This window comes from Nocardia sp. NPDC004654, from assembly GCF_040609595.1.
GTDB lineage: Bacteria > Actinomycetota > Actinomycetes > Mycobacteriales > Mycobacteriaceae > Nocardia.
Map to the genome: position 1 here is coordinate 355,488 of NZ_JBEXKI010000001.1, position 12,907 is coordinate 368,394.

The 12,907-nt window shown below is 70.2% G+C and carries 10 protein-coding genes; 7 read left to right on the top strand and 3 right to left on the bottom strand.

Translation table 11 applies throughout. The annotated features are described in order from the left end of the window. Positions 1–166: 166 nt before the first annotated feature. On the bottom strand, positions 167–1,714 hold the full coding sequence (locus tag ABZV58_RS01600) for an MFS transporter (RefSeq protein WP_354998248.1): 1,548 nt from the start codon (positions 1,712–1,714) through the stop codon (positions 167–169). Between the two features lie 91 nt (positions 1,715–1,805). On the opposite strand from ABZV58_RS01600, the gene ABZV58_RS01605 reads away from it, so the two are divergent. The 5 genes from ABZV58_RS01605 to ABZV58_RS01625 all read left to right on the top strand — a co-directional run bounded on the left by ABZV58_RS01605 (position 1,806) and on the right by ABZV58_RS01625 (position 6,638). Further along, positions 1,806–2,351 carry a TetR/AcrR family transcriptional regulator gene (locus ABZV58_RS01605; protein ID WP_354998249.1) on the top strand — a complete coding sequence of 182 codons (546 nt, stop codon included), beginning with the start codon at positions 1,806–1,808 and terminating at the stop codon, positions 2,349–2,351. A gap of 147 nt (positions 2,352–2,498) precedes the next feature. Next, entirely contained in the window at positions 2,499–3,350 is an 852-nt protein-coding gene (locus tag ABZV58_RS01610; protein WP_354998250.1) for a hypothetical protein, read from the top strand. After that, positions 3,347–4,372: a DUF4129 domain-containing protein gene (locus tag ABZV58_RS01615; protein ID WP_354998251.1), complete on the top strand. Its 1,026-nt coding sequence runs from the start codon at positions 3,347–3,349 to the stop codon at positions 4,370–4,372. The genes ABZV58_RS01610 and ABZV58_RS01615 overlap by 4 nt, the downstream gene beginning before the upstream one ends. Continuing rightward, positions 4,369–5,349 carry a MoxR family ATPase gene (locus ABZV58_RS01620; protein ID WP_354998252.1) on the top strand — a complete coding sequence of 327 codons (981 nt, stop codon included), beginning with the start codon at positions 4,369–4,371 and terminating at the stop codon, positions 5,347–5,349. Before ABZV58_RS01615 ends, ABZV58_RS01620 begins: the two co-directional genes overlap by 4 nt. Before the next feature lie 2 nt (positions 5,350–5,351). Continuing rightward, positions 5,352–6,638: a DUF58 domain-containing protein gene (locus ABZV58_RS01625; RefSeq protein ID WP_354998253.1), complete on the top strand. Its 1,287-nt coding sequence runs from the start codon at positions 5,352–5,354 to the stop codon at positions 6,636–6,638. A 650-nt stretch (positions 6,639–7,288) separates the two neighbouring features. On the opposite strand, the gene ABZV58_RS01630 is transcribed toward ABZV58_RS01625, so the two are convergent. Continuing rightward, entirely contained in the window at positions 7,289–8,065 is a 777-nt protein-coding gene (locus tag ABZV58_RS01630; protein WP_354998254.1) for an RDD family protein, read from the bottom strand. Between the two features lie 44 nt (positions 8,066–8,109). Here ABZV58_RS01630 and ABZV58_RS01635 point away from each other — a divergent pair, with 44 nt between their 5' ends. After that, the gene (locus ABZV58_RS01635; protein ID WP_354998255.1) at positions 8,110–9,120 is read left to right on the top strand and encodes a stage II sporulation protein M; all 1,011 of its coding nucleotides are present in this window, start codon (positions 8,110–8,112) and stop codon (positions 9,118–9,120) included. A gap of 755 nt (positions 9,121–9,875) precedes the next feature. Here ABZV58_RS01635 and ABZV58_RS01640 read toward each other — a convergent pair. Then, positions 9,876–12,116 (bottom strand): MMPL family transporter, encoded by a 2,241-nt coding sequence (locus tag ABZV58_RS01640; protein ID WP_354998256.1) that lies wholly within the window; start codon positions 12,114–12,116, stop codon positions 9,876–9,878. Between the two features lie 7 nt (positions 12,117–12,123). On the opposite strand from ABZV58_RS01640, the gene ABZV58_RS01645 reads away from it, so the two are divergent. Continuing rightward, positions 12,124–12,792 (top strand): TetR/AcrR family transcriptional regulator, encoded by a 669-nt coding sequence (locus tag ABZV58_RS01645; protein WP_354998257.1) that lies wholly within the window; start codon positions 12,124–12,126, stop codon positions 12,790–12,792. Positions 12,793–12,907 lie beyond the last annotated feature (115 nt).

The following is a 12,907-nucleotide window of genomic DNA, read 5'->3' on the forward strand; positions in this document are numbered from 1 at the left end:
ACGAATTCCGCGGAGGCCGAACCCAGGCAACCCGGCAAGGCGATCAGCTTGCGCCGCCGCGCGCCGACAACGCTGGCGCCACCGCTGAACCGAAGCGGGCAGCAGCGCTGATCACGCGAGCGCGAAGACTCGCACCCCTTGCGGAGTGCGAGTCCTCGCCGATTCACTACTGCGTCGCGCGCAGCCGGAACGCCACGACGGCGGCGATCAGCAGCACCGCGGCGGTGCCCATCGCGGCCAGGTGGATGCCGGAGACGAAGGCCTCGTGCACCGAGAGCAGGAACGTCTCCGCCGTGGCGTCCGGCAGCTGGCGGGCGAATTCGGTGGCGGCGCCGAGGGATTCGGTCGCCGCGCCCGCGGTTTCGCCGGGCGCTCGGGACAGGTCGAGGCCGTTGCGGAAGATCGCCATGACCACGCTGCCCAGCAGCGCGACGCCGAGGGCGATGCCTGTCTCGTAGGCGGTCTCGGAGACCGCCGCGGCCGCACCGGCCCGCTCCACCGGCGCGGAGCCGACCACCAGGTCCGACGAAACCGTCAGCGCCGCACCGACACCCGCGCCGACGCCGAGGAAACCGAGAACGAACGGCACCGTGCTCGTCGCGACGTCGGGGCTGAGCCAGAGGAACAGCACCGCGCCGGACGCCGCTGTCACCAGTGCGCCCGCCAGCACCGCGCCCGCTCGCCAGCGTCGCACCAGCCAGGCCGCCGCCAGCGAGGCGACCACGCTGGCCGCCAGACCCGGCAGCAACAGCAGCCCGGCCTGCAACGGCGACTTGCCGAGCACCAGCTGCAGATACTGCGAACCGAAGAACAGCACACCGGCCAGTGCGAACACCGCCAACAGGTTGGTCACCACCGCGGTGCGGAATCTGGGCAGTGCGAACAACTGCAGGTCCAGCATCGGGTGCGCCAGCCTGCGCTGCCTGCGCACGAACAGCACACCCGCGAGCACGCCGACCGCGCCGACGAGGACGAGCGTGGCGCTCGGACCGTGCGCCGCGGCTTCCTTCACCGCGTACACGATCGGCACCAGGGCCAGCATGGACAGCGCCGCGCTCGGCAGGTCGAACCGGCCGGGGTTCGGGTCGCGCGATTCCGGGACGAGCACCGGGCCGAGGGCCAACAGCACCAGCATGACCGGCAGGTTCACCAGGAACACCGAGCCCCACCAGTAGTGCTCGAGCAGCCAGCCGCCGATCAGCGGACCCGCCGCGGCGCCACCGCCCGCCATCGCGCTCCACACCGCGATCGCGACGGTGCGCTGGCGTGGATCGAGGAACATCGTCCGGATCAGGCCGAGCGTGGCGGGCATCAGTGTCGCGCCCGCGACGCCCTGCAGCACGCGGGCGGCGATGAGCATTTCGGGCGAGACCGCCCACGCGGCGACCACGGACGCGATGCCGAAACCGGCCGCGCCGATGAGCAGCAGCCTGCGCCGCCCGACGCGGTCGCCGAGGTTGCCCATCACGACGAGCAGACCGGCGAGCACGAAGGAGTACACGTCGATGATCCACAGCAGCTGCGGCGTGGTGGGCGCGAGATCGGCGCTGATGGCGGGGACCGCTAGGTCGAGCACCGTGGCGTCGACCGCGAGCAGCAGCAGGGCGAGCGCGAGTACGGCGAGGCCCGCCCACTCGCGCGCGGTGGCGCGCGGCGGGGCGGTCCTGGTTGGCGAAGCGGCAGAGGTGGCCGCGGTCGTGGTTGGGGCGTTCATCGACTCTCTCGACTTCCGTCGTCGAATTCTTATTTACCGTCCAGACGGTACAGTACAGGACATTACCGTCCGGCCGGTATAGTCGAAAACCGTGACGGCAAACACCCGCGACCGGATCCTGGACGCACTCGAGACATTGCTGCTGGACAAAGGCATGTCCCAGGTGACGCTGGAGAACGTCGCCGCTACGGCGGGCGTCTCCAAGGGCGGGCTGCTCTATCACTTCAAGAGCAAGGACGCGTTGCTCGCCGGTCTGGTCCGCCGCCTCGGTGAACGCGCCACGCAACAGGTCGCCGACGCGCGAGCCAAGGGCACCTCGGTGGCGGAGTGGTATCTCCAGACGCCGAATCCGGACAGCGCCACCGACGCGGTGGAACTCGAGCTCTACCGCTCGATGCTCGCGACCATGCGCACCATCGACGCCAGCCCGGGACCCGAGGTCGACGAGGTGCAGCGCGCGCTGACCGAGCTGATGTCCTCCTGGTCGGACGGGTTGGACGCCGAGATCGACGACCCGGTGCACGCCGACATCGTCCGCCTCGTCGGCGACGGGGTGTATCTGCGCGCACTGCTCGGTTTTCCGCCGATCGAGCCGGAGCGGTACCGCCGCGTGCTGGATCGCCTGCTGGAGCGGTGACACTGTCTCCTCCTGCCCTGCCGCGCACCGGATAACGGGCCCAGGTCGGTCGCGCGCATTAGACTCGGCCGCGTGTTACCAGCCGCTGACCCGGCCGGTGCCGTCGGGGCGGGGAGCGATCCGGTACCAGGGTCCCCTGGAACGACGGTGCCGATCCGGCCGCTGACCTTCCGCGAACTGCTCGACCTGCCGTTCGCCCTCATCCAGGCCAACATCGCCACGCTGGCCGGTACGGCGGCGGCCGGACTCGTCGCGGCCGAGATCGTCGTCGTGGTGATCACCGGAAGCGTCTCGAACGCGACCGACGGGTCCGACGCGGGCACCGCCTGGGCGGCGATCCTCTCGACCGTCGTCTGCGCCTGGTTCCTGCGGCTGCTGCTGCGCGGCGTGACCGTGCCCATCGGGTTGGCGAGCATCGCGGGCGAGCGGATCGGGTGGCGGGCCGCGCTGGTCCGGCTGCGCGCCGTCGCGCCCGCGCTGTTGATCGGACAGGTGCTGTTCTCGCTGATCGGCGTCGCGGTGTTGGTCGGCGGCGGCATTCTGATCATCACCTTTCCTTTCGCGGTGATCTGGCTCGGCTACCTGCGCGCCAAGCGGTTCCTCGTCGCGCCGGTGCTGTTCGCCGAACACGGCTCGCACGGCGAGGCGGTCCGCCGCACGAAACTGCTTGTCGCGGGCTCGGAATGGCCGCTGACTGGGCTGTGGTTGACCCAGCGCTGCCTGTTCACGCTGCTCGCCGTTCCGCTGCTGGCGATCCCCTGGTTCGTCTCGGATTTCTCCGGCACCCACCGCTGGCCGGTGATCGTGCTGCTCACCGCCGCGGCGCTGCTGCTCGTCGCGTTCGGCGAGATCGTGGAGGCGAGTACCCGGGTGGTGTCCTATATCGATCTGCGGTGTCGCCGTGAGGGACTGGACATCCGGATACCGTCCGGTCGCGAGGACGCTGGGTCGTTCGGGCGCGACGGCGCCGGGTCGTTCGGGCGCGAGGACGCACGGTGACGCACCCCGAGACACCGCCGCCCCCGCGTCTCGGCCCCGCCGCCGATCATCGCGCCGCCGCCGAGGAAGCGGCGCAGCGCCGCGACTACGACCGCGCGCTGCGCGAACGGTTCCGCGCCGTCCTGCGCGGCATGGAGCAGCACGGCGTGCTGGAAGTCCGGCGTTCCCGGACGGCCGACGAGACCGTCGACGACGTCTCGGCTGTGCTGCCGCTCGAGGTCACCACCGAACTCCAACCCGCCGCACGCAGTTTCGATGAGGTCGTCTACGGCGGCCGCGCGGCCACCGAGGACGAGTACCGCAGACTCGAATACGCCGACCGCTTCTCGGCCGCGGCCCCACCGCCCGCCGCCGAGCCCGTCGAGCGCGAGGTCGTCGAGGCCGGGCCGCGCACCCGCAGAAAGCTGCCGCCGCTGCCGAGCCTGCTGCGGAATCCGAAGTTCTGGGCGACGCTGGCCGTGGTGGCCGTGCTCGCGCTGCTGCTCTACGCCGCCATGCAATCCTGCGGCGCGCCCACCGCGCCGAAACCGCCGCCGGACATCCCGCCGCCGCAACCGCCGCCCTCCGACAACGACATCGACCGCCCGGACATCGGGGCCGGCGAGGACTCGATCTTCTCCCGGCTGCCCGCGCCGCTGGCCTTCGGCGGCTTGCAGTTCCTGATCGCCCTCGCGCTGCTGATGTGGTGGCGGGCCAGGCGGCGCGGGGCGCTGGTCGGTGAACCGCGCCCGGTGGAGGTCGCCGCCAACGAACTGCTCGCCGGACAGGCCGCGCTGTACCGCAAGTCTCGCGACTACGAGTACGTCGCCGCCAAGCTGCGCGCGGCCACGCTGCGCAGGCTGCGGCCGCTGCTCGGGGTCGGCGCCGACGCGCCGCCCGAACCGCTCGTCGCCGCGATCGCGGCCCGCAGCGGCGCGGACCCGCAACTGGTCGGAAACGCGTTCTTCGGGCCGGTGCCGGACGCGGACGCGCTGCACATCGTCGCCGCACAACTGGAATGGATCGAAACGGAGGTCGGATGACCACGGACATCACGAAGGGCGTCACCGCCGAGCAGGCCGGTGCGGCGTTCGGCGCGCTGCGAGCCGAGATCGGCAAGGCGGTCGTCGGCAACGACAACGCGGTGATGTACCTCGTGCTCGCGCTGCTGTGCCGCGGGCACGTGCTGCTCGAAGGCGTGCCGGGCGTGGCGAAGACGCTGCTCGTCCGCGCGCTGGCGACCGCGCTCGATCTGGAGTACGCGCGGGTGCAGTTCACGCCCGACCTGATGCCGGGCGACGTCACGGGATCGCAGATCTACGACCCGCATTCGGCGGAGTTCACCTTCCGGCACGGCCCGGTGTTCACCAACCTGCTGCTCGCCGACGAGATCAACCGGACGCCGCCGAAGACCCAGTCGGCGCTGCTGGAATCGATGGAGGAGCGCCAGGTCTCGGTCGACGGCAAACCGCAGCAGCTGCCCGATCCGTTCGTCGTGGTCGCCACCCAGAACCCGATCGAGCAGGAGGGCACCTACCCGCTGCCGGAGGCGCAGCTGGACCGGTTCCTTTTCAAGGTCGACATCCAATTGCCCAGCCGCGACGACGAATTCCGCGTGCTGCAACGGCACGCGGCCGGTTTCGATCCGCGCGATCTCACGGCGGCCGGATTGCGACCGGTGGCCGGGCCCGCGCACATCACCGCGGCGAGGGCCGCCATCGCCGACGTGACGATCAGCCCCGAGGTGCTGGCCTACACCGTCGACTTGTGCCGGGCCACCCGCACCGCGCCCGCCGTGCAGCACGGCGCCTCGACGCGCGGCGCGACCGCGCTGATGGCGGCCTCGCGGGCGTTGGCGTGGCTGAACGGGCGCGGTTTCGTCACGCCCGACGACGTGAAGTTCGTGGCGGTGGCGGTGTTGCGGCACCGGCTGCACCTGCGGCCGGAGGCCGAGCTGGACGGCGTCACCACCGAAGGCGTCATGTCCGCGCTGCTCGGCTCGGTCCCGGTTCCGGTCTAGCCGTGGTCGTCACCGGTCGTCTGGTCGCCGTCGCCGCGGCGCTCGGGTTGTTCGTCGCGGTCGTGCTGCCGTCCTGGTACGGGGTCGCGCTGGCGTGCGTCGTGCTCGCGGTCGCGATACTCGTCGACCTGGCCGCGGCAGGTGCGGCGGGCGACCTGACTTTGACCAGGCCAGAACTGACCACCGTGCGCCAAGGCCGCACCGCCGAGGTGGAACTCACCGTCGTGAACACCGGCGCGCGGACCGTGCGCGGTCTGCTCTGGGACGACTGGCCGCGCAGCGCGCGCACCGAGAACCGCAGGCACACGCTGGAACTCGCGCCCAACACCAAAGTCCGGCTGCGCACCTCGCTGCGTCCGGTGTATCGGGGCGACCGGGTCGCCGGTCCGGTGACGCTGCGGCTGCTCGGTCCGCTCGGCATGGCGGGCAGGCAGACCAGGCGCACCGTGCCCGCCCGGGTGCGCGCGCTGCCCGCGTTCCGCAGCGAGCGGCTGATGCGCTCCAAAGTGAAGCGGCTGCAACACCTCGAGGGCCGCAACGTCGCCAACACCCGCGGCCAAGGCAGCGAATTCGATTCGTTCCGCGAGTACGTCGCGGGCGACGACGTGCGGTCCATCGACTGGCGCGCCACCGCCCGCGCCACCGACGTGCTCGTCCGCACCTGGCGCCCGGAGCGCAACCGGCACGTGCTGATGCTGCTGGACACCGGGCGGGTCAGCGCGGGCCGGGTCGGCGAGGGCACCCGTCTGGACGCCGCCATCGAGGCCGCGCTGCTGCTCGGCGGATTGGCCGCGGCGGCGGGCGACGGTGTCGACCTGCTCGCCTACGACCGCACCGTGCGCACCGAGGTGCGCGGCGTGCGGGGCAACCGCCTGCAACTCCAGCTCATGCATGCGCTGGCGGGCGTCACCCCGGCGCTGGTCGACACCGACAGCGCGGGTCTGGTGCGCGCCACCATCGAACGCGCCCGCCGTCGCAGCTTAGTGGTCTGGTTCACCAGCCTGGACGGCGCCGCCGTCGAGGAGAACCTGCTCCCGGTACTGCCCGTTCTCGCGCACCGCCACCGCGTCCTCATCGTCTCGGTGATCGACCCCGACATCGCCGCGGCCGCCACCACCCGCGACGACGTCTACGCCGCGGCCGCCGCGGAAACCGTCCTCGCCGAACGCGCCCTCGTCCAGGAATCCTTGCGCCGCAAGGGCATCGCGGTGGTCTCCGCCCCTCCCGACCGCCTCCCCGAGGCCCTGGCCGACGAATACCTCGAACTCAAACAGTCCGGCTCCCTCTGAGTTTCGAAGTCCGTCTATCGCATACACGCCCCGCAGGGGTTCGAGGCTTGCGCGGCGTCGTGACCGCCGAGGACCGAGTTCGGAGCGCCTGGGCCGCGCGGACGGCCCCGGTGCGGGCGGATACGTGTGAAGCGGCCATGCGACGCAACGAGGTTCAGCGCGAACGGCTGCGCACCCACGGCTGCGCCGTGCACGAGGCGCGGCCGGGGCAGTTGCGTGTGAAGCGACTATGCGACGTGCACCAGGCCCGGCGAGCGACTGCGTGCGGGCAACTACGCGACGCCAACGAGACCCGGCGCGAGCGGCTGTATCACGCGCGACCACGCCGCCCGAGCGAGGCCCGGCGCGAGCGGCAACGTGCGGCGCTCTGCGACACGAACGAGCTCACACATCCTGTGCACGCCTCACATAGGCGGTGCCTATGTGAGGCGTGCGGTAGGGGTGTGGGGCGTCACCCCTGCGCGAGGGCTGCGACGCGGATGAACCCCGGCGTGGCGATCGAATGTGAAGCGACTACGCGAACAATGAGCCAGCGCGAGCGGCTGCGTGAGAGCGACTGGCGACACGAACGAGAGGCCCGACACAAGCGGCGCATAAGAGCGACTACGCCATGCGGACGAGGCACGGGGCGGGGCGGCGCGTGAGAGCGATTACGCCACGCGGACGAGACCCTGGGCGGGCGGAGTGAGGGCGCGGCGTTGGCGTTCGGCGACGATCGCGCCGAGGATCTGCACCGGCGGGTAACCCTGGGGTGGGGGCACGCGCAGCTGGGCGCAGAGCGCGGTGACGAGTGCGTGGCCGAGACTCGCCTCGGCGGCCGGGGTCAGGGTGCGCAGCCGGGTCAGGTACTGGCGGATGGCGAGGGCCAGATCCTCCGGAATGCCGGAGAGGTCGAGGCGAGCGGCCCAACCCGCCAGCCAAGGCGGCGCGAAAGCCAGTGCGGGGGCTGGCAGGCCGCGCTGGGCGTGCACGACGACGGTGCCCGCGAGCACGTCACCGACGCGGCGGGCGTTCGGCGAACACATCGAGGTGATCACCGCGATCGCGCCGAAACCGCCGAGCATCCAGAAGTCGACGATGGCGCCCGCCAGTCCGCGCGTCATGGCGTGCCGGAAATCGATGGGTCCGCCGTCGGTGCGCACGACCCGCAGCCCGAGCGCCAGCTTGCCGAGCGAACGGCCGCGGCTGAGCGTCTCCCACGCGACCGGGTAGCCAACGAGCACCACGACGACCGTCGCCAGCATGATCGCGTCCACCCATGCCGAGTCGGCGTCCGCGCGCACGACGACGAGGCCCGCCAGCGCCATCAGCAGCACGCCGAGGGTCAGTTGCGCCACCAGGTCGATGAGGAACGCGGTGGCGCGTGTCGGTATCCGCGCGATCGGAAGCTCGAGGGCGACCGCTTCGCCGGTGGTGAACTCAGCCATCTCGATAGCATTCTTGCGACCGGCGGTAGTGGGAGGCAACCGATATGGACGTAGACGCATACAGTTACGCGTACCGGCGGTCGTGGGACCGGCTCGACCAGCTGTCGCGCAGGCGCAAGCTGACCGGCGCCGAGTCCGACGAACTGGTGGCGCTGTACCGGCGCACGTCTCAGCAGCTGGCCCGGTTGCAATCGCACACCCCCGACCCGGAACTCATCGCCGGGCTCAGCGCCCTGCTGGCCAGGGCGCGCGGACGGGTGCTCGGCACCAAAGCCGACACCTGGGGCGAGATCGCCCATTTCTTCACCCACCGGTTCCCCGCCGCCGTCTACCGCGCGTGGCCCTGGTGGGCTTCGGTGGCCGCGCTTTTCGTGGTGGTCTCGGCCGGGTTGGCGATCTGGATCGAGGGTTCGGGCCGCGCCCGCGAGCTGCTGGGCATCAGCGGTGACAATTCCGCGATCACCGCGCCGGGCGGCGCTTTCGAGACGTACTACACCGAACACCCGAACGACGCGTTCGCCGCGCAGGTGTGGACCAACAACGCGTGGGTGGCGGCGATCGCGCTGTTCACCGGCGTGCTGATCCTGCCTGCGGTGTATCTGCTCTTCATGAACGCGTTGAACGTCGGCATCACCGCCGGTTTGATGGCCGAGGCCGATCGGCTCGATTCGTTCTTCGGTTTCATCCTCCCGCACGGAACCCTGGAGCTGACCGCGGTTTTCGTCGCGGGCGGCGCGGGACTGAAGCTGGGCTGGACGCTGGTCGACCCCGGTCGGCTGAGCCGGATCGAGGCGGTCGCGAGGCAGGGCAGGGCCACCGCGACGATCGCGCTCGGGCTGGTCGGCGTGCTGTTCGTTTCCGGCCTGCTGGAGGGTTTCGTGACCCCGAGCCCGCTTCCGGCCCCGGTGCGGATCGGAATCGGCTTCGCGGCGGAGGCGCTGTTCTTCGCGTACGTGTTCGGCGCGGGACGGCGCGCGGCGCTCGCGCAGGACGCGGCGCGAACCTTGCCGATCGAGGAATCGGAACGGTGGCAGACAACCCCGGGCACACGCTGACTGGAAAGGCTTCGGACAATCGGCAGCAACGCCATGTCACGGAACGGTTGCGATATCCCCCATTTGAGTTCCGCTGGCCGCAGCGAGTCGTGCTCGAGCTGCGGCCAGCGTTACCGCCAACTGTACACAATCGTTATGCCCGCGCAACCCTCCGCGCCGGTGTCGCGCGTATAAAGCAGCGCGTCAGCAAACCCCTCTGACCACCCACTTTTTCACACCAACAGCTAACTCATGGCTGACGCTCGGGCGGTCGGTTTTCCTCCCTTCCAAGATCCCCCGCGGCGAAGTTGAAAACCACTACTGAAACCCGTCCGCGAACCGAACAATTGGCTGCGTAATGGTTAGCCGAAGCGCCTCCCGCGCATCGGTATGTATTCCGCCCGACGCATCTACCAGGCGTTTTGTCAACTCGTTTTCGGGTTGCCGCACGTTCTTGAAGCTAAAAGCGACCCAAGGTCTGTTTATAGCCGACTAAACAAGATTCCCACCCCGCCGGGACGGCATGTGGTGTACACGCATCAAGCCGATCCGGATGATTGCCAGACGCGCAATTGGCCACCCGGGCCCGAACATCACGCGATACCCCAGCACCGAAACCGCAACCGAAAGCGCCTCTGTGATCTTCGCCTCACCGTCTCGCTCAGCGGGGCGAAAGCCCAGGACGGTGCCGGTTTCCGGTATTGAAACGACAGCGTCCGGCCGAGCTCGAAAACTCGACCGGACACATCAGTCGGCGCCGAATAAAGTGGCCTGGATCACGCTTCCGCGAGACCGAGCCGCGCGTGCACCAGCCGCAGCGGGCGCGGTGCGAACCAGGCCGCCGGACCGAGCAGCCGCATCGCCACCGGAACCAGCACCCCGCGCACCAGCGTGGCGTCGATCAGGATGGCCAAACCGGCGCCGAGACCGAAGAACTGGATGAACCGCACGTCGCTGGTGACGAACGCGAGGAAGCTGATCGAGATCAGCGCGGCGGCCGTGGTCACCAGCCGGCCCGTGCGTGCGAGCCCCTCGACGACGGCGTCCCGGTTGGAGGCGCCCTTGTCGTGCATCTCCTTGATCCGGCTGACCACGAAAACCTCGTAGTCCATGGACAACCCGAAGGTGATGCAGAACAAGAGCAGCAGCATCGACACGTCCAGCGGCGCGGGCGTGAAGCCGAGCAGTCCCGACAGGTGCCCGTCCTGGAAGACGAAGACCATCAACCCGAGCGTGGCCGCGAGACTCAACACGTTCGACAGCAGCGCCCGCAGCGGCTGCACGATGCTGCCGGTGAACAGGAAGAGCAACACGAAGGTGGTGACCACGATCCACGCCACCGCCACCGGTAGTCGCGACCCGATCGAGGCCAGACTGTCGCGCAGCTCGGCCACCTGACCGCCGACCAGCGCCGTCGCGGGCGCGGGCACGTCGCGCACCCGGTCGACCAGTTCGCGCGCCTCGGCCGAGTTGCGGTCGAGATCGGTGAGCACCGTGAGTCGCTGCGCGTCCGGCTTGGCGAACCTGGCGTCCGCAGGCGAACTCGCGGTGCGCTCGCCCCGCACGAAAGTGCCCACGCTGGAATCGACCTGAGTGACGTGGGTCACGCGCGAGAGCGCCGCCGCGTACTCGGCGAGCGGACCCGCCTCGACGCCGGAGGTGGTGACCACGGAAAGCGCGTTGCTGTCGCCGCCGCCGAAATCCTCGCGCAGCGCGTCGCCGACCTGGCGAACCTCGGTGCTCGTCGGCAGCACACGATCGTCGGGCGTGCCGAACTGGACGTTCAGCAGTGGAGCCGCCGCGAGCAGCAGCGCCGCCACCACGGGGGCGCCGGTGAGCAGCGGCCGCCGCATCGCGAAGCCCGCGACTCCCGCCCAGAACGGCGCCGAGTCACCGCGAATGCCGCGCACACCCGGCACTTTCCACGCGTCGGCCTTGGCGCCGAGCGCGACGAGCAGCGCGGGCAGCGTGATCACGGCGGCCGCCGCCGAGATGGCGACGACGCCGATGCCCGCGTAGGCGAACGAGCGCAGGAAGTACTGCGGGAAGATCACCAGCGAGGAGAGCGCCGCCGCGACGGTCGCCGCGCTGAACACGATGGTGCGCCCGGCCGTGGCGACCGCGCCGACCACCGCGTCGTCGGGCGACGCGCCTGCCGCGCGCCGCTCCCGGAAACGGCTGACCATGAGCAACCCGTAGTCGACGGCGAGGCCGAGGCCGAGCGCGGTCGTCAGGTTCACCGCGTAGACCGACACGTCGGTCACCGAGCCGAGAATCGAGAGTTCGGTGAAGGTGCCGAGAATCGCGACGCCGCCCACCACCATCGTGAGCAGCGCGGCGATCACATTGCCGAAGGCGAGCACCAGCAGCGCGAGGATGAGCGGCACCGCGATGCCTTCGGCGATGCCGAGATCCTTGCCGATCTGTTCGGTGACGGCCTGGAAGGTCGCGTTGTTGCCGCCGATCTGGACGTCGGCTACCGGCCCGTCCGAGCGATATTCGGCGACGATCTCCTCGGCGATCTCGGTTTCCTTGGTCGGGTCCCGCTCGGCGCCACCCGCCAGGACGACCGCGGCCGTACCGTCCGCGGACCGCATCGCCGGAGAGCCGGTGTCCCAGTACGAGACGACATTGGTGAGCCGGTCGTCGGCGGCCAGTCTGCGCGCGAGATCCCTGCCGAACCCGGCGGTCGCCTCGGCGTCGACGCCGCCCTGCTCGGCTCGGATCAGGAAGACGTAGTCGGTGTCGGCGCCGAACTTGTCGGCGAGTTGGACGGTCGCGGTGCTGGATTCCGCGTTCGGGTCCTCCTGCCCGCCGGGTTGCATCTTGCTGAACGCGGTGACGCCGAGCGCGCCGCCCGCGATCAGGGCGAGCACGCTCGCCACGAGTATCCAGCGAGCGTGTCGGGCCACGAAGCGGCCGAGTTGTTCGAACATGTCGAGCCTCCAGTCGAGCATGTTGGCATGCGTAAACTTTATGGGCGTTAACTTGCCATCGATGTGTGCGAGTGTCAACATCGAATGGATGACGAAATCCGAGCGGGAAGGGCCGTATCACCACGGCGACCTGCGCAATGCCCTGGTGCGCGCGGCCGCCGCACTCGCCGAGACCGGTGGACCCGAGGCGGTCACCGTGCGGGCCGCCGCGCGCCGAGTCGGCGTGACGCCCACCGCCGCCTATCGGCACTTCACCAATCACGAGCAGTTGCTCGGCGCCGCGCAGGAGCAGGCGCAGCAGAGCCTGTTCGGCGCGATGGCCGAGACCATCCGGACATTCCCGCCCGACGCCGACGCGGTGACCCGGCTGTTCGCGGTCGGACGCGGGTACATCGTCTTCGCGCTGCGCGAGCCGGGCCTGTTCCGCACCGCGTTCTGCAACCGCGAGGAGGACGACCCCGAGAACTGGAACTCCCCCGCCTTCGATCTGCTCTCGGATCTGCTCGACGAGCTCGTAGAGATCGGTTTCACCGATCCCGCCGACCGGCCGGACGCCGAGTACGCGGCGTGGTCGGCGGTGCACGGGATGGCGTCGCTGCTGGTCGAACGCGCGCTACCCGACACGGGCCCGCGAGCCAGGGATCTGGCTATCGACCGCACCCTCGCCGTGATCTCGCGCGGACTGGCGACCGGACCGAACGCCGCGGATTTCGGCCGCGATGCGCGGCGAACAGCAATGCCGGACGCTGCGGACTGAGCGGCGCGGTGCGCACAGCCTGTGGATAAATGCGCGGAAGTCGTTGTGAGCGGGCGTTGTTCCGTGTTCCGCGTGTGTCGCGGACCGGATATCCACAGGCCGGGCACGGAATCGG